The organism is Aliiruegeria haliotis, from assembly GCF_003003255.1.
Classification (GTDB): domain Bacteria; phylum Pseudomonadota; class Alphaproteobacteria; order Rhodobacterales; family Rhodobacteraceae; genus Tropicimonas; species Tropicimonas haliotis.
Genome location: NZ_PVTD01000003.1, coordinates 238,594 through 255,594, shown reverse-complemented (window position 1 = coordinate 255,594; position 17,001 = coordinate 238,594). Strand labels below are relative to the sequence as shown.

16 protein-coding genes are annotated in these 17,001 nt (G+C 62.1%); 7 read left to right on the top strand and 9 right to left on the bottom strand.

Features of this window, described 5'->3' with window-relative positions:
* The first annotated feature begins 2 nt into the window (after positions 1-2).
* A complete protein-coding gene (gene ccoS / locus CLV78_RS10455) occupies positions 3-161 on the top strand; it encodes a cbb3-type cytochrome oxidase assembly protein CcoS (RefSeq protein WP_106204749.1) in 159 nt (52 codons plus the stop codon).
* A 61-nt stretch (positions 162-222) separates the two neighbouring features.
* Here ccoS and CLV78_RS10450 read toward each other — a convergent pair whose 3' ends face one another.
* Complete coding sequence (locus CLV78_RS10450; RefSeq protein ID WP_106204904.1) at positions 223-1,692, bottom strand: D-alanyl-D-alanine carboxypeptidase family protein; 1,470 nt, start codon at positions 1,690-1,692, stop codon at positions 223-225.
* A 179-nt stretch (positions 1,693-1,871) separates the two neighbouring features.
* Positions 1,872-2,570 carry an HAD family hydrolase gene (locus tag CLV78_RS10445; protein WP_106204748.1) on the bottom strand — a complete coding sequence of 233 codons (699 nt, stop codon included), beginning with the start codon at positions 2,568-2,570 and terminating at the stop codon, positions 1,872-1,874.
* A gap of 133 nt (positions 2,571-2,703) precedes the next feature.
* On the opposite strand from CLV78_RS10445, the gene clpS reads away from it, so the two are divergent.
* The 3 genes from clpS to CLV78_RS10430 all read left to right on the top strand — a co-directional run bounded on the left by clpS (position 2,704) and on the right by CLV78_RS10430 (position 5,034).
* Positions 2,704-3,027, top strand: a complete 324-nt coding sequence (gene clpS / locus CLV78_RS10440) for an ATP-dependent Clp protease adapter ClpS (RefSeq protein ID WP_106204747.1) — start codon at positions 2,704-2,706, stop codon at positions 3,025-3,027.
* 126 nt (positions 3,028-3,153) lie between these two features.
* Positions 3,154-4,161, top strand: a complete 1,008-nt coding sequence (locus tag CLV78_RS10435) for a class I SAM-dependent methyltransferase (RefSeq protein ID WP_106204746.1) — start codon at positions 3,154-3,156, stop codon at positions 4,159-4,161.
* Between the two features lie 54 nt (positions 4,162-4,215).
* Positions 4,216-5,034 (top strand): SDR family NAD(P)-dependent oxidoreductase, encoded by an 819-nt coding sequence (locus CLV78_RS10430; RefSeq protein WP_106204745.1) that lies wholly within the window; start codon positions 4,216-4,218, stop codon positions 5,032-5,034.
* A 14-nt stretch (positions 5,035-5,048) separates the two neighbouring features.
* Here the strand turns inward: CLV78_RS10430 and CLV78_RS10425 are convergent, their stop codons facing one another.
* Positions 5,049-5,450 (bottom strand): hypothetical protein, encoded by a 402-nt coding sequence (locus CLV78_RS10425; protein ID WP_106204744.1) that lies wholly within the window; start codon positions 5,448-5,450, stop codon positions 5,049-5,051.
* Between the two features lie 104 nt (positions 5,451-5,554).
* On the opposite strand from CLV78_RS10425, the gene hemF reads away from it, so the two are divergent.
* Entirely contained in the window at positions 5,555-6,445 is an 891-nt protein-coding gene (gene hemF, locus CLV78_RS10420; protein ID WP_106204743.1) for an oxygen-dependent coproporphyrinogen oxidase, read from the top strand.
* Positions 6,446-6,585: 140 nt separating this feature from the next.
* On the opposite strand, the gene CLV78_RS10415 is transcribed toward hemF, so the two are convergent.
* Together CLV78_RS10415 and hemE are read right to left on the bottom strand one after the other, a co-directional pair.
* The gene (locus tag CLV78_RS10415; protein ID WP_106204742.1) at positions 6,586-7,194 is read right to left on the bottom strand and encodes a trimeric intracellular cation channel family protein; all 609 of its coding nucleotides are present in this window, start codon (positions 7,192-7,194) and stop codon (positions 6,586-6,588) included.
* A 228-nt stretch (positions 7,195-7,422) separates the two neighbouring features.
* Positions 7,423-8,457, bottom strand: coding sequence for a uroporphyrinogen decarboxylase (gene hemE, locus CLV78_RS10410; protein WP_106204741.1), 1,035 nt, complete (start codon positions 8,455-8,457; stop codon positions 7,423-7,425).
* A 105-nt stretch (positions 8,458-8,562) separates the two neighbouring features.
* Here hemE and hemC point away from each other — a divergent pair, with 105 nt between their 5' ends.
* Positions 8,563-9,519: a hydroxymethylbilane synthase gene (gene hemC / locus CLV78_RS10405; protein WP_106204740.1), complete on the top strand. Its 957-nt coding sequence runs from the start codon at positions 8,563-8,565 to the stop codon at positions 9,517-9,519.
* 1,446 nt (positions 9,520-10,965) lie between these two features.
* On the opposite strand, the gene CLV78_RS10400 is transcribed toward hemC, so the two are convergent.
* On the bottom strand, positions 10,966-13,023 hold the full coding sequence (locus tag CLV78_RS10400; RefSeq protein WP_245924948.1) for a methyl-accepting chemotaxis protein: 2,058 nt from the start codon (positions 13,021-13,023) through the stop codon (positions 10,966-10,968).
* A 408-nt stretch (positions 13,024-13,431) separates the two neighbouring features.
* Between CLV78_RS10400 and CLV78_RS10395 the strand changes: the two genes are divergently transcribed.
* Positions 13,432-14,166 (top strand): hypothetical protein, encoded by a 735-nt coding sequence (locus CLV78_RS10395; protein WP_106204738.1) that lies wholly within the window; start codon positions 13,432-13,434, stop codon positions 14,164-14,166.
* Between the two features lie 27 nt (positions 14,167-14,193).
* On the opposite strand, the gene CLV78_RS10390 is transcribed toward CLV78_RS10395, so the two are convergent.
* From CLV78_RS10390 to sseA, 3 genes are read right to left on the bottom strand one after another with little or no spacing between them, the layout of a single operon-like run.
* The gene (locus CLV78_RS10390; protein WP_106204737.1) at positions 14,194-15,378 is read right to left on the bottom strand and encodes an amino acid aminotransferase; all 1,185 of its coding nucleotides are present in this window, start codon (positions 15,376-15,378) and stop codon (positions 14,194-14,196) included.
* A gap of 6 nt (positions 15,379-15,384) precedes the next feature.
* Complete coding sequence (locus CLV78_RS10385; RefSeq protein WP_158263503.1) at positions 15,385-15,951, bottom strand: GNAT family N-acetyltransferase; 567 nt, start codon at positions 15,949-15,951, stop codon at positions 15,385-15,387.
* A complete protein-coding gene (sseA, locus tag CLV78_RS10380) occupies positions 15,948-16,802 on the bottom strand; it encodes a 3-mercaptopyruvate sulfurtransferase (protein WP_425427932.1) in 855 nt (284 codons plus the stop codon). The genes CLV78_RS10385 and sseA overlap by 4 nt, the downstream gene beginning before the upstream one ends.
* Positions 16,803-17,001 lie beyond the last annotated feature (199 nt).

Sequence of the window (17,001 nt, the reverse complement as noted above, 5' to 3'; positions counted from 1 at the left end):
GAATGGAGGTGCTGTCGTTCCTGATCCCGATTTCGCTGTTTCTTGGCGGCATCGGGCTTGCTGCATTCTTCTGGACGATCAAGTCGGATCAGTATGACGATCCCGACGGCGACAGCCACAGGATCCTTTCAGACGAGTACGACGACCACCCGAAGGAGTAGACCGGCAGGGGAAGCGTCGGATTGCGGTCAGGCGTAGCCAACCGCAACCCGGGGCGATGCATCAGGACCCTGTCGGGCTGATCGGGGTACACTCCGTGCCGCGTGCCTCAAGGCGGCGGCAGGCGAGTGCTGCCTGATCCTCGCTGAGGCCGAGGAAGTTGGCTTCGAAACCACCCTTCTTCTGGGACACCTTGCGCAAGGCGCCGTCAAGCGTGGCCATTTCGGCGAGTGCGGTCTTCAGCAACACACGCTCTGCCTTGAAGCGCGACGTGTAGCGCCCGATGTTGATGCCCCAACGGCTGCCCCCCGAGGTCGACACGCGCGAGACGACCACACGTTCGGCGGCGGGCTGGGTTTGGGGCCTGGCTGCAGCAAAATCCAACTTGCGTGGGCGCGCCTTTGGCGCCGGGCTGTTGGCAATGCCGGCCGGGCTGGTTGCGACGTCCAAGTTGCTGTGACCGGTTCTGACTGCGGCCTTGACCGGGGTGACGGTGCCAGCGGCAATTGCAATAGCGGCCTCGATCCCGCTCTGCATGGCTGCGGTCTGCACCGCACCGACAGGAGTTGCCGCCGAACCCGGGACGCCGGGGCGGCGCAACGGCCGGAGGGAGTTCTTGACGGCACTGGAAACCCGGATGGTCTTCGCGCTTGATCCCACCTCGGCATAGCGCGGCGCGGCGGGCTTTTTGACGGCTGCGTGCCGTGGCGCGCGATCAAAGCCCATGTCCATCAACTCGGCCACGCGCTTGTTGCGGGCTGCGGAGGAGGAGGCCCCGAAGACCGTCGTGATGATGCGGACGTTTCCGCGCTCCGCGGAGGCCACCAGGTTGGAGCCTGCCGCGCGGGTGTAGCCGGTCTTGATCCCGTCGGCACCCTTGTAGGCGGCCAGAAACTTGCGGTTTGTGTTGGCGACGGTGCGGATCTTGGCGTCGGTCGAGCGTCGCGAAAACAGATTGTAGTACTCGGGATAGTCATAGAACAGCCGCCGGCCGAGGATCGTCATGTCGCGGGCCGTCGAAAGATGGCCCGATTCCGTCAGTCCATGGGCGTTCTTGAACGTCGTCCGGGTCATGCCGATCGCCTTGGCCGTGCGGTTCATCCGGCGGGCAAACTTCGCCTCACTGCCGGAAACCGCTTCTCCGATTGCGGTGGCGGCATCGTTGGCGGATTTCACCGACGCAGCGCGGATCAGGTAGCGGAACTCGATGGTCTGCCCAGCCCTGAGGCCGAGTTTGGACGGCACCTCGTTTGCGGCCTTCTTCGAAATGCGCACCTTGGTATCGAGCCCGATCTCACCCTTTCGCACGGCTTCGAACGCCACGTACAGGGTCATCATCTTGGTCAGCGACGCGGGGTGCAGTCGGGTGTCGGCATTGCGGGAATGCAGCACCTCCCCCGTGCGGGCGTCCATGACCATGGCCGCGTACTGCGCAGCGCTTGCGCGCAGGCTGGTCCCGAACAGGATGCCAAAAAACAGCAACAGAAATACGGATAGTGCGAGCGCATTGCGCCCCCGAATGCTCGTCGTCATCGCGATGATGCCTCTATCTGCCTCGTCCCGCCCTGTTTTCAGGGTCAGGTTATTGTGTTTGGGAATCAGCCTAGCACGCTGATCGATTTCGGAAAAGTGTTCGATTTCAAGCAACTTTGCGGTGACATTCACGCAACAGCGCAACATCTCGGGGGCGTGCCCCCTCGGTGCCACAACATTCAGCCGATCTCGCCAACCAGTTCTGCAAGCTGGCCGAGGTTGTCGAGGACCCGGAACCGGTCATGTCCTTCCGGAGCTTCGGCGTGTTCGAGCGCCCAGGCGAGGTCAAAGGGGACATGCACACCCCAGGCGCCGGCCTCAATGGCGGGCAACACGTCCGACTTCATGGAGTTGCCGACCATCATCGAGCGTTCCGACCCGTCGCCATGTTCGGCGAAGATGCGGCGGTAGATATCCGGCGTCTTCTCCGAAACGATCTCAACAGCGTCGAAATGGTCCCGGAGCGATGATTCCGAGAGCTTGCGCTCCTGATCGAGCAGGTCGCCCTTGGTGACAAGAACCACGCGGTGATGCGACTTGGCCATGGCCACGACGGCGTCTCGGGCATGGGGGAGCAATTCGATCGGATGGCGCAGCATGTCGCGCCCCATGTCCAGGATCTCCCGGATCACGTGGGCTGGAACCTTCTCCTCGGTGACCTCGATGGCGGTCTCGACCATCGACAAAACGAATCCCTTTATGCCGTACCCATAGTGCCCGATATTCCGTTTCTCGGCTGACAGTAGCCGCTCATCCAGGTGATCCCGCTCGGTGTAGGCGCTCAGGAGGTCGGCGAATCGGTCCTGTGTCAGCGTGAAGAACCGCTCGTTGTGCCAGAGCGTGTCATCGGCATCGAAAGCAATTGTCGTCAGTTTCATTGGCCGTCACGGTGTTGCATGGGACTGGCCCCTTTTCAGAGGCCGTCCTCCACCTATATAAACCGTCTCAACGCCGCAAATCCCAATCGACCCCGGAGCGACTGGTACATTGACCCGCTTCCAACACCTCGTGATGTCCGACAAGGACGACGACCAGACCGACGGCGATGCCGGCCTGGCGGTCAAGACGCGCACGCGAACGCAGCGCCCGCCGCTTTACAAGGTGTTGTTGCTGAACGACGACTACACACCGATGGAGTTTGTCGTTCACATTCTGGAACGTTTCTTCGGGCTGACCCACGCGCAGGCATTCGAAATCATGCTCGTCGTCCACAAGAAGGGCGTCGCTGTTGTCGGTGTCTTCAGTCACGAAGTGGCCGAAACAAAGGTGGCGCAGGTCATGGATTTTGCGCGGCGTCATCAACACCCTCTGCAATGCACGATGGAGAAGGAGTAGCGCCTGGTCGCCGCTCCACTCTGCGCCGGAGGAGACCGGCGCCTTGGGCGTGTTCGAATTCTGCCTGAGAAGCGAAGGTGAGTTTCCGCGTGACCCCATCGGCCCAAACCGCTACACCCCCGCCCCATGTCCGATAGCCGCCTGACCCTCGCCCTCCGCAACCAATCCGTACACCTGCCGCAGACGGGGCGGATTGCCGTGCTGCGCCCGCGCGCGGACAGCGACCTTTCGGGGCTGCCGCGTGAGCGCGTGGATGTCGTGCAGGGGAATCGAGCGGCATATGACAGTTGGGAACAGCGTGGGTATTCGGTATCGACCGCGATCCCCGAGGACTTTGCCGCAGCGGTGGTGATCCTTCCGCGGGCCAAGGCAGAAGCGCGGGCATTGCTTGCACGGGCGACTGCACATGGTGGGCCGGTTATTGTCGACGGCAACAAGACCGACGGGGTCGATTCCATCCTGCGTGACGCAAAGAAACGCGCGGAGGTTTCCGCGCCCTACTCGAAAGCGCACGGCAAGGTATTTCAGGTTCAGGCGACGCCGGGCATCTTCGCGGACTGGGATCTTCCTCCATTGACGCAACTGGAAAACGGTTGGGTCACGGCACCGGGCATGTTCTCGGCCGACGGTCCGGATCCGGCGTCGGTTGCCTTGGCCGGGGCATTGCCGGACAAACTGCCCGGGCGGGTATGCGACCTGGGGGCCGGGTGGGGATATCTCGCCTTTCATGTTCTGGAACGCAAGGGCGTGACCGAATGTGTGCTCGTCGAGGCCGAGCACGCCGCTTCGGAGGCTGCACGTCGCAACATAGGCGAGGACGACCGCGCACGATTCCTGTGGGAAGATGCGACCACCTGGTCGAGTGCGCAGGGCTTCGACCACGTCGTCATGAACCCACCGTTCCACACCGGACGCGCCGCCGAGCCGGCGCTGGGAGCCGCCTTCATCGCAACCGCAGCGCGCGTGCTTGCATCGCATGGCACGCTCTGGCTCGTGGCCAACCGGCACCTGCCATACGAAGCGCCTCTGAAGGAGGCTTTTCGCGAGCTGCGCGAACTGCAAGGCTCGCCGGGTTTCAAGCTCTACGCGGCGCGTCGGCCCAAAGGGCAATCCGTCACGCGCACCCGCCGCTGAATTCGACTACTATCCCCGTCATCCCAGAACAGGCAGAGACCTACCGGTAATCCCATGACATTTTCGATCGCTGGAAAGACCGCCATCGTGACCGGCGCCGCCAACGGCGTCGGGCTCGCCATTGCCCGCCATTTTGTTGACCAGGGCGCGAACGTCATGTTCGCCGACATTGACGAATCCCGCCTGTGCGACGAGTTGGGAGAGGCGAAGGGCGACGGCGACGCGGGCAATGCCCGGGCCTTTGCCGGTGATCTGCGTGAGAAGCTCACCATTGCCAACCTCCTGTCCGCGACACTCGACGCCTTCGAACGGGTGGATATCCTCGTCAATGCCTGCCGGCAGATGCTCCCGTCCGACCCGCTGGATCCAGAGGACGACGCCGTGGAAGTGTTGTTGCAGCAGAACCTGATGACAGCGCTGCGCCTCAGCCAATCGGTGGGTAAACGCATGATCAAGCAGGCCGAAAAGGAGGGGGATTCGGATTCGCCCGCCATCGGTTCGATCATCAACCTGTCCTCGATCGCGGCACGCAGGACTCACCCGCAATTGCTGGGCTACTCGGTGTCGACCGCCGCGCTGGACCAGATGACCCGGTCGCTGGCTGTCAGCCTCGCGCCGCATCGCATCCGGGTGAACGGCGTGTCGTTCGGCTCTGTCCTGTCGTCCAGCCTCAAGGGTGCGTTGAAGGAAAACGCGGATTTCCGGGCGGAGATCCGGGACCACACCCCGATGAAGCGGATTGCGAAACCCGGCGAGGTCGCGGAGGCGGCGCAATTCCTCGCCTCTGACGCTGCGGCTTTCATGACCGGTCAGATCCTGACGGTCGATGGCGGGCGTACGCTGCTCGACCCGGTGACCGCGCCGGCCCACTGAGGCCGGGTGGCACGTCAGTTCGGGTAGCGCAGGTCGCATTGCCCGATGCGTTGGTTGGTCTCCTTGACCAACTTCGCGCGGGTTTGCTTCAACTCCGCAAGCTTGCGTTTCTCCGCCGTCCTGTCGATTGCCACCGGCTTGTCGCGGTAGCGGGTCTCCGGGCGGGAGCAGTAGTTCCAGGCAAGCCCCGGTGACCCGTAGCGATACCGTCCGCTGCCAACGCAGACGTCGACCCGGCTTGCGGTATAGGGCTCTCGCGTCACCCCGTAGCCACGCTGCAGGTTCCCCTGCGTTTCGATGATCAACCGGTCGATTACAGCGAGATCCTTCGTCGCGGATTTCAGACAAGTCTCTCGCGGGGTCGTGCAGGCAACCAGTGCAACAGGCAGGGCGAGTAGGAGAATCAGTCGTGTCATGCCTGTGAGCCTATATCGAACCGGAGGATTTTGCAGCCTTTCCATGGGGGTGGCTTGGTGGGATCAAACCTGCTAGCGCAGGGGTTCCAGCGAGGAGATTTGCCATGACCGAGCCCTTCGATGACCGCAAAGCCCGTGCCTCCGGTTGGTTCAGGGAGTTGCGCGACCGGATCGTTGCCGCGTTCGAGGACCTGGAGGACTCACAGTCAGAGGGCCCGTTTGCCGCCGCCCCGGCCGGCCGGTTCGAGGTGCGGGAAACAAAGCGGGCCTCCGATGACGGCAGCGATGCCGGCGGCGGCCTGATGAGTGTGATGCGCGGGGGAAGGGTGTTCGAAAAGGTCGGCGTCAACGTCTCCACCGTACATGGAACGTTGGGTGCCGCCGCACAGAAGGCGATGGCCGCACGGGGCGTGCCGGGAATGGACGACGACCCGACATTCTGGGCGTCCGGGATCAGCCTCGTGGCGCATATGCAGAACCCGCATACGCCGGCGGTTCACATGAATACCCGGATGTTCTGGACCCCGCATGCATGGTGGTTCGGCGGTGGCGCCGACCTCAATCCCTGCATCGAGTACGCCGAGGACACGGCTGATTTCCATGCCCAGATGAAGGCGGCCTGTGACGCACATGGCGCCGACTATTACGACCGGTTCAAGGCATGGGCGGATGAATACTTCTTTGTCCCGCACCGGGGCAGGGCGCGGGGCGTCGGCGGGATCTTCTATGACGATCTCAACACCGGCGCGTGGGATGCGGATTTTGCCTTCACACGCTCGGTTGGTGAGGCATTTCTGCCGGCATTCGTGCCAGTGACCGAGCGTCGCCGTGCCACACCATGGACACCGGACGACAAGGAAACCCAACTGATCCATCGCGGGCTTTATGCCGAGTACAACCTTGTCTACGACCGCGGCACGAAGTTCGGGCTGGCCACCGGACACGATGCGAACGCGGTGTTGATGTCGCTGCCGCCGGAGGCGAAGTGGCCCTGAACGTGGGCTGAGGCCGTCGATCAACACCCAAACCTTGAGCACGGAGTCCGGCAATCGGAGGCCAGGTGCTACTGTGGGGTGGACGACGGCTGAACCCGTCGCGGGCCAACTGCGCGCACCGGATGCGACATCCCCTCACCTCAGGTAGGTGAGTTGCGTTCGATCACAAGAAGGCGGGTGGCCAGCATTGCCGCGAAACTGACACCGATCGCGACCGGGTCCGGCGCAATGGTCGCCAGTCCGAGATAGAGCGCGCCACCGGCAAGGGAAATCGTGGCGTAGAGGTCCCGCCGCAGGATGGTCGGCGTTTCGTTGCAGAGCATGTCGCGGATCATCCCTCCGACGGTTCCCGTAATGCAGCCGATGATCACTGCGATAACCGGCGTAGTGGCCGCCTGGTTCGCGACACCAATCCCGACAAGTGTGAAGAGAGCGAGCCCGATAGCGTCGAAACGAAGGAGCAGGCGTTCGCGTCGGCCATTGCCAGATGCCATGCGGGTGGCCAGCCAGTAGGTTCCGAGCGCGGTCGGGATGGTCGTCGCGATATAGGTGAGATCGGTGATCCAGAAGACCGGTGTGCGCCCGATCAACAGGTCGCGCACAGTGCCGCCGCCGAGCGCTGTGGTCATCGCAAGGACCGTCGCCCCGAAGGCGTCGAACTCATGCCGTACGGCCTGAATTGCGGCAGAGGCGGCCATGGTCGCGGTCGCGAGGATGGTCAGCAGTACGGTCAGAGCGGCGAATGTCATCGGGGCAGTGTGGCTGTCGTGCCGTTGGCGTCAAGCTGTCGGGGCAGGGGCTACTCTGCGGGGCTGACCTCAACCCTGTTCCCGTACTCCGGATACGCCCATTCCCGCGGGCATGCAGTCACCGAACTGGTATGCCAAGGCCACGTCGAAAAAGTCCGCTACACCAATGGCCGGTCGGGAGTGGGGCGGACGTGGCTCTGACCTGATCGGGGGGCAACAGGACGCGGCTCAACCGCCCCTCACGGTTTCAATCATGAGCGAAACGTTGTCCGGGTCGGCATCCGGTGTGATGCCGTGGCCGAGGTTGAAGATATGCGGGCCCTTCGAGAAAGCCTCGACGATATGCCGGGTTTCGTCCACCAGCGCCTGTCCGCCAGTCACCATGTGTGATGAGGCGAGGTTGCCCTGGACGCAGCCATCGACCTGCACATTCTCGGCGCCCCATTCGGGGCTGACGGAGTTGTCGAGGGCGACACAATCGGCCCCGGTTGCCTTGGCGAAACCGACATAGGCCTCGCCCGCCTCCCGTGGGAAGGCGATGATCGGCACGCCCGGGTGACGGGACTTCAGCTCTGCAATGATGCGTTTCGTGGGTTCAAGAGCGTACTTGGTAAAGGCCTCTCCTTTGAGTGAGCCAGCCCAGCTGTCGAAGAGTTTCAGGGTTTCGGCGCCGGCCTCGACCTGGCAGGAGAGATACTCGATTGTGGCTTCGGTCAGACGGTCGAGCAGCGCTTCGAACAGGGCGGTGTTGCCTTCCCGCAATGCGTGGGCGGGGCCCTGGTCAGGCGTCCCACGGCCAGCAATCATGTAGGTGGCGACGGTCCATGGCGCTCCCGCGAAACCAATCAGCGCAGTCTCGGAGGGAAGCTCACGGGAGAGGATTCGCAGCGTTTCATAGACCGGGGCGAGGTGGTCGTGGATATCGTCCTTGCCCTTGAGCTTCCCGAAGTCGGCCTCGGAGGTGATGGTGGAAAGGCGCGGCCCTTCCCCGGTGACAAACCAGAGGTCCGCTCCCAGCGCGTCCGGGATCAACAGGATATCGGCGAACAGGATCGCCGCGTCGAAGCCGTATCGCCGGATCGGCTGTAGCGTCACTTCAGCGGCGAGGTCCGGATTGTAGCAAAGGGAAAGAAAGTCCCCGGCCTGCGCACGCGTTGCGCGATACTCCGGCAAGTAGCGGCCCGCCTGGCGCATCATCCAGATCGGCGGGATGGCTTGGGTTTCACCCGCCAGCGCGCGCAGCAGTTTCTTGCCTTCGGCCATGTTTCTCTCCCCATTGCGGTGCCCTGTTGGGTGCGGTCTCTGCGTCAGGAAGTCAAGGCGGCGAGGTGTTGTCTCCGAGCGGGGCGGCAATTAAGCACTGTGGCTATGAATGATGCGCTTCCAACCCCCGCCTCGCCCCTGAAAATCGGCACCCGTGGCTCGCCGCTTGCCATGGCGCAGGCGCGTGAGACCCGCGCTCGACTTGGTGCAGCCTTCGACTTGCCTATGGAGGCGTTCGAGATCGTCGTGATCAGAACCACCGGAGACGACCGGGCATTGATCGCCGCCGACAAGCCGCTGAAGGACCTGGGAGGGAAGGGGCTCTTTACCAAGGAGATCGAGGAGGATCTGCTGGCAGGGCGAATCGACATCGCGGTCCACTCGATGAAGGATATGCCGGTGGCGCAGCCCTCGGGACTTGTCCTCGATTGCTACCTTCCGCGCGAAGATGTTCGGGACGCTTTCGTGACACTGGATGGCGCCCCGTTCGGTGCGCTGCGCGAGGGCGCCGTTGTCGGCACATCTTCCCTGCGACGTCGTGCCCAGCTTTTGTTCCGGCGTCCCGATCTCAAGGTGGTCGAGTTCCGTGGCAATGTTCAAACCAGAATGCAGAAGCTTGGCGACAGCGTGGCAGACGCCACATTCCTGGCCTGTGCTGGCCTGAAACGCCTTGGCCTGGAGGTTGCCCATGCGCCGATCGAGCCAGATGAGATGCTGCCCGCCGTTGCGCAAGGAGCCATTGGAATCGAACGGCGGGACAGTGACACCAAAACCGCCGCAATGCTGGAGGCCATTCATCATGGTCCGACCGGTCAAAGGCTCGCGGCTGAACGATCATTCCTCGCGGCGCTTGATGGCTCCTGCGAAACGCCGATCGCGGGGCTTGCCGAGTTGGACGGCGGGGAAGTCCGGTTTCGGGGCGAGGTTCTTCGCCCGGATGGAAGCGAATGCCTTTCTGAGACAACCCATGGCGCGATCGCAGATGGCGCTGAGATTGGACGCGCAATGGCGCTGAGCTTGCTTGAGCGCGCCGGACCCGGGTTTTTCGACTGGCGGCAGTAGTATCCTTGGGATGGCCGCTTTAGGTATCTGGAGTCACGTCGCGGGTTTCGGAAACCATGAACCATGCGAACGGGAGAACCGGGTTGAAGGAGCTCGTGGAGGATCCCGCAGCAGGTCGGGTGGAGTTGGATTGCGATAGTCGATCTGAATCAGTCTAGTATCTTGACGGAACAAGTCCCGAGATGCGGTGGCAACATTTTGAGTGGCCCAAACACGTTGCCAGTTCGAGATGCGGTTCCTTTTGGGTTGCGGGGCAGAAAGTGGTGACGCGACAGCGAGGTCAAGTCCAAGTAAACAGTTCAGGACCCGCACCTGTGGATGCTGCGACACCGCCGCGGCGGCAAGGCATTGCGCCCGGTCATGATGCGGTAAGAGAGCCGCCCGGGCACTCCAAAGCAGATTGAATTACTCCGAAGCGAACCGACTGTGTTCTATCAATTGGCCCCACAAACCCGCTCTGGATCAAGCACAGGAAACTGCTTCCAACTATCGCGCCTGTTTGAAGGGCTTATTGCATATCTGCAAAATTCGCGAAGTAGGCTGGACTACTCTCTACTCCAGTTGGGCATTTCTGTTTGCCTTTGGATTGGTTGGAAGGTCGCGGTTAGGCCGTAGAGAACGGAAATAGTGCACTTGAAAGTGGGCAGCTTGGCGATCGGTGCTATCTACCACGAGAGCTGATTCAGCCGTTTCAAAAAAAAATTGCACCCACCGAACTGCAGAGGTCTGCCTGCAAGCCTTGAGAAGTCTCGTTTCTAGTCGTTTGAAGTGAACTCGCTCCATTGCCGTTGTATGATCCGCGCCAAACTTTCGTTGCAAGTGTTGTTTCACAGCTTCAAACCGCTTCGGAAATAGCTTGTTTGCGGGACCGCGATTCCAGCACGGCGGGAGGGCGGATACGGCTCCACAGACTGCCCTTGTGCCGTGGCATTCGTGGGGATCGAATGCCACTTCGGCAATGATCTCGCCGATTTTGCTATCCGGGGGGCGGTCGAGAGGACCGGGCAGCGTTGGAGGATCGGACACTTTGCTGCCCGCGACCTGGCAGCCTGAGCAGCCAGGGGTTCTAGTTGGGTTGGAGGCGGAATTTGAGATTGCCGTACCTACTGGAACCATGCCCGCGCGCGCACTCGAGGGCCTTCCATACCCACTGCAATCTCCGCCTACGAATTGCCCAAAAGGGTACAGGTGAAACCCATCCCTTTCGAGCCGCGATCCGGGGGGGCACGATCAGATTTTGACAGATGTGCATTGCCACAATTGGGCCACGGTACCATTTCTAGCCGTCATCTACACTCGGTGCGTCACTGCGGCGCCAAGTTCTCGAGTCCGGCAAACCACTGCAGGTTTACGGCGAAGCCGATCGATGCAACGTGTTCCCTGTTGTGCACCAGCAAAACTAGCGCCCGTTTTGCTGCACCATGGAGGTGCCTTGTCGGCCGAAATCTAGAAATCCGTCCAATCGTCGTCGTCACTGGCAGGTTGGAGTTGTGAAATATCCTGCCCGACGGCGATCGAAACTGGTGGTGTCGGTGAACCGCTTGAGCTTGGGGCGGCAACGGGCACTTCAGCCGCTGGCTCGCTTCGCGGTCTTCGAACGATTCCACGGGATAGAGTGAAGCTACTCCCGCTTCGCTCGATCATCTCGGATTGGCTCTGAAGTGATGCAACTGCGGCAGTGGTTTCTTCGAACATTGCAGCGTTCTGTTGCGTTACCTGATCGAGGCGATTTACCGCTGTCGATATCTCCGTGAGGCTGGTGGCCTGCTGGGTGGATGTCTCGGCGATAGAGGCGACGAGTTCGTTGAGCGTGGCGACCATTCCCCCGATCTCTTCAAGCGCTTGGCCGGAGTCGTTTACAAGCGAGACGCCGCTGTCCACCTGCTGCGAGGAGGTTGCGATAAGTTGGGAGATCTCGCGTGCGGAATCGGAGGATCTTTGGGCCAATGCACGGACTTCTGATGCCACCACCGAAAACCCGCGCCCAGCCTCGCCCGCCCGAGCAGCTTCGACACCGGCATTCAATGCCAGAAGATTGGTCTGGAAGGCGATGTCGTCGATGACGCTGGTAATCCGTGAGATTTTCTCCGAACTTGAAGCAATCTCGCTCATTGCACCGATTGTTCGTTGAACAACCTCGCGCCCCGCTTCCGCCTTCTCGCGCGCCCGGGAGACCGTGGTGGCGGCATCCCGTGCGCCTTCGCTTGAATGCTCGACAGAGGCGGTAAGCTCGGTGATGGCTGCAGCCGTTTCTTCCAGGGACGCGGCTTGAGATTCAGTGCGTCGGCTCAGGTCGGAGGCTGCCGTCTCCAGCGTATCGCTTTCATTGCGGATCGCCGCAGATCCTTCGACGATCGATCCCAACAGGTCTTCAACTTTCTCCACCGCATTGTTGAAGTCACGGCGAAGCGTCTCGTAGTTCTCGGGGAATGCGGTGTCGATACGTACTGTCAGGTCGCCCTGGGCCATCGCGCTCAGAGCATCGGACAGGCTGTTGACCACGCCTTCTTGCCTGGCCTGCGCTTCCTCACGTTCCACCTCGTTTTTCTTGCGCAACTCCTCCTGCTCTTCACGCTGGCGCTCTTCGGTTTCCCTCTGCCGTTCTGCGTCTCTCGCCTGCTGCTCCTCCAGTGCGAGTTTCTGTGCGAGCGTTTCCTCTCGTTCCCGCGCCAGTTCAGCCTCCTTTTCCGCACGTTCATTCTTGAGCCGTTCGCTCTCGACGAGTCCTTCCCGGAACGCGTCGATAGACCTTGCCATCTGCCCGATTTCGCTCTTTCCGTCGGTAAAGGGCACTGGCGACGCCAGATTGCCGGCCTGCATTTCTTGCATCCGAACGACAATTGCTGTGATCGGTTTGGTGACACTGCGAACCAGGAGCGTTGAGGCAACGATCAGGACCAGAATGCCTGCCCCGAGTACATAGATGCTGATGAGGCGCAACTGGGACAGCTCGGCTCGAATATCTCCCGTGTAGGATCCGGTGCCGATGATCCAGTTCCAGTTGTCGTAGTTTGTCACAAAGCCGAGCTTGGCCTCGGGAGTGTCCGAGCCCGGTTTTGTGAAGAAGTACTCAAGCATCCCGGAACCGTCTTTCAATGCGATTTCCCGCAGTTCCTTGTAAACCTTCAGTCCCTCGGCGTCTTCGTAATCGGCCTGATTTGTCCCTACCAAATCAGGGAGAAATGGGTGAGCAACGATATTCAGATCGTGGTCGAAGACGTAGAAGTAGCCCGCCTCACCATACCTCAGTTCCGTCAGGATGCGCTGCCCTTCCGATCGTGCTTCCTGTTGGGTCAGGATGCCGTCGCGGACCTGCGCATCGAGGTCACCCAGAACGCCCACGGCAGTCTCCACAACGTCGCTCAGGTGGTGTTCCCGGGTCGCGTAGGCGTTGTCCAGGGCGAGAGAAAGCAGCGTCTGGGCAAGAATGGCCGTGAGGACCGTTGCCAGTACCACAATCGCATAAAATCGGGTGGAGAGGCGGGATAGGCTTTTTTGCAGCATGGTGCAGGTATCCGGAATTGCCATGAGTCCAAAGCCAGATACCGACTGTCGTCTAACGTGCGGTTAAGATGGGATCGCGCGTTGCGGCCAGGGTGCCGGCTCCGCCAATGGGGTGGTCAACGGATGCTTTGGTGGAGGTCCAGAAATTCAGTTTGCTTAGTGGGAATGAATTTCAATGGCGCATGGAGATGGACGATACGGCACGCGGGGTCATACGTGGGTCGCGCCGAATTGGTTTTCGGGAATTGCCGGCGGCTCGCGGCGACCTGGTCGGTCGGGTCCAACTGGCAGCATGTCTGCCGCGCCCGAGTCGTGCCCCAATGCTGACCATTTGTTCGTATACCCGGTGTTGAGAGGTTGGCGCTCGGGTGAGGGATCGCTCGGTGCACTTGAAGAATGGTTGGATGAATGACTGGAACCGGTTTCCCGAATGCATTCTTGGCGGCACTTGCCGGCCTGGCCACGCTGATGGCTGTGCCTGACCGGGCAGGTGCCGCCACGGTTACGTACGACTACGTTCTGACAATCAGGAAGATCAAGGGACAGGCGCAAGACTCACCTTTCCTGGCGTCCGACAGGGTGCAAGTCATCGGGAGCTTCGCGCTTGATCCAGACGTCGCTGATACCAAGCCGGGCAATGCGAGTATCGGACTCTACAACAAGGGGGTGCTTTCGAGTGCCTTTGGGTTCGCCTGGAGCGGCGGGTCCTATGCGAGTGGCGTCCCGGGCAAGGAGAGGTTCAGGTCGCAGATCCGAAACCAGGACGGGGCCAAAGCGAAGGACCGCTACCAGTTTCAAGACAAGTCAACCTACGGTGCTCTTGGCGACTATAGCTTCAACTTCCTGCGGATCACGCTGCTCGACAAGGCGAAGACGGGTGTCTTCACCAACGACAGTATGCCGGATGAAATCGACCCGGGTCTCTTCAGCAAAAAGAGCTTCGTTCTGCAGTTCAGGAACGGTGCGGACAGGTTGACCTACCGGGGTCAGTTGACCGCGATGACCGCGAAGCCGACGAGCGGGGGCGCGGGCGGTCAGGTGTCCTCTGTCCCGGGACCGCCCGGTCTTCTGACACTGACGAGTGCGCTCGGGCTCGGTGGCCTCGCATTCCGCCGACGCAAGCGCCGTATGCCCACTGCTTGACCTGACTCCGACAGACAGGCTCGGATTTCAGCCGAGGACAGCAGCGATGGCGCGGGCGGATGGTGCCACGATGCCCGGCGTCAGGCCGGCCATATTGATACGTCCGTCCCCGACCATGTAAACCGCGTGTTGCTCCCGAAGTTGCAGAACCTGTTCCGGGGTAGCGCCGATCCGGGAGAACATGCCCTGATGGGCAGTCAGGAAATCGAAACGCTCCGAGCCGGTCTCGGATCGGAGCTGTACGGCAAGCGACTGCCGCATGGACAGGATGCGTGATCGCATATCACCCAGCTCAGCCTCCCAGTCGCCACGCAGACCGGCATCGCCCAGGATTGTCGTGACCACAGCCGCCCCGTGATCCGGCGGAAAGGCATAGGTTTGGCGATTGAGCCATGCGAGCCTGCCCTGAATCGCGTCTCGAACAGTGGGGCCGTCGCACAGAGCGAGCACAAGGCCGACGCGGTCCCGGTAGAGGCCGAAGTTCTTCGAACCGGACAGGGTGATCAGCGCCTCCGGCAATCGCTGCGCCAATGCCCGCAACCCCTCAACATCCGCATCAAGCCCCATGCCGAAGCCCTGATAGGCAAGGTCGATCATCGGGACGGCTCCGCGCCGCGCCAGAAGGTCGGCCAGTTCCACCCATTGCGATACGCTCAGGTCCGCGCCGGTCGGATTGTGGCAACAGCCGTGCAACAGCACGACATCACCCTCCGCAACCGCATCGAGGTCCGCCATCATGCCCTCGGCATCCGCACCACCGGTGGCCGGATCGTAGTAGCGGTACGGGCGCCAGGGCATCTTCAGCGTGTCGAGGATGGACTCGTGGTTGGGCCAGGTTGGGGCGCTGGTGTGCACCACGGCACCGGGCCGCACAAGACGGATCAACTCGAAGGCCTGCCGGACCGCGCCGGTGCCGCCTGGGGTGGCAAGCGCGGCGATCCGATCGGCGGGTACCGTATTGCCAAGCACCAGCGTCCGCATCGCCGCGTGGAAGTGCGGATCGCCCGCGAGCCCGACGTAGCCCTTGGTGGTCTGTTCGTCCAGAAGCCGCGCCTCGGCGGCCTTCACGGCGCGGAGCACGGGAGTTGTTCCAGCCTCTGACCGGTAGACGCCCACGCCGAGGTCAATCTTGTCAGGGCGGGGATCGGCCGCGAACTCGGCCATGACCCGGAGGATCTTGTCGGGTTCGGGGGGGATGTGGGTTTCGAACATCGGACCTCAGGAGGGAATGCGGCTGACGTCGAGGGGGCGTTTCAGAACCCGCGTGAACTCCTGCTGGCGAACAGGTTCGAAGCCGCAGCGTTGGTAGGTACCGAGTGCGCGCGGGTGATCCAGAGAGCAGGTGTTCACCGTGAGTTTCTCGACGCCGGGGAATTCCCAGGCCGTCAGGATGGCACTTTCGAGCAGGAACCGCCCGAGCCCGCGACCGACCGCCTGTGGCACAAGGCCGAAATAGACGATGTCGCAGATCCCCGCCTCCCGGTAGTCCAGAAGGAAGAACCCGTGGGGCCAGCCGCTCCGCATCAGCGTATAGAGTGCAGTGTTCGGGTCCTTGAGCCAGGCTTCGAGTTCCTCTTCCGGCCGCTCGAACATGTCCTCCCAGGCATAGTGCCGTCCGACCGCATCGTAGAGTCCGAGAAAGAACCAGGCCGGCGGCTCGTCAGCCTTGAGCAGCGCGGCCGGTTTGCCCACCGGCAAGGGCGGATGCGGGAACGTCGGACGGCGCGTCATCTCCAGCCAGGTGACGGTATAGCGGATTTCAGTTCCTGCGGGCGTTATGGTCATCCGGTTTCCACCTTCAGGTCGGGATAGGCGCCCCATTCCGCCCAGGATCCGTCATAGAGGGCGTTTCGTGTGTGGCCGAGCCGGGCGAGCGCCAGCGTGATCACTGCGGCGGTCACGCCGGAACCGCAGGTCGTGATCGCGGGCTTGTCCAGGTTCACGGTCGCCTGCTCGAAAGTCTTGCGGAGGTCCTCCGGCGACTTCATCGTGCCATCCGCATTCAGCAAGGTGCCGTACGGCACGTTGATGGAGCCGGGTATGTGGCCCGACCGCAGGCCTTCGCGGGGTTCGGGCACCTCACCGCGGAACCGCTCCGGACTGCGCGCGTCGAGGATCTGCCAGTCGCCGAGCTTGGCGGCATGGGCCACTTGAGTGACGTCCTTCACCATGTGAGATTGCCGCCGCACGGTGATATGCCGGTCGCGCATGCTCGGGGGGTGATCCTCAAGCGGACGGCCCTCGGCCTTCCAACGGGGCAGACCACCGTCGAGAACCGCGATGTCGGAATGCCCCATCAGCCGGAACAACCACCAGACCCGCGCGGCCGAAAACAGGCCGGCACCGTCGTACACCACGACCTGGTGCCCGTCGCCCACACCCAACCGGCGCATACGGCTGATGAACTTCTCCGGCGGCGGAACCATATGCGGCAGATCGGAGCGGTGATCCGAGATCTCGTCGATATCGAAGAAACGGGCGCCGGGGATATGCTCTGCATTGTACTCGGCGCGCGGGTCGCGCCCGGCGCTCGGCAGGTACCAGGAGGCGTCCAGAATTCGCAGATCCGGATTGGTCATGTGGGCGGCCAACCAGTCGGTGCTCACCAATGTCCTGGGATCACTGTGGTCCATCATTCCCTCCGTCGACCTGTCTGGTCAGAAAGTGCTAGTGCCGTATGGGCTTGGACGCAAGAGCAAGGCGCCCGTGCGGCAGGCATCCCCGGCGCTCGCATGCACGGCGTGCACTCCAGATCATCTGCGCGGAACGAACGGTCGTCGGTGCCGGGGTGCCAACAGGCCGGACGGGAGCGGGTGGCGGCTCGATCATCGACAT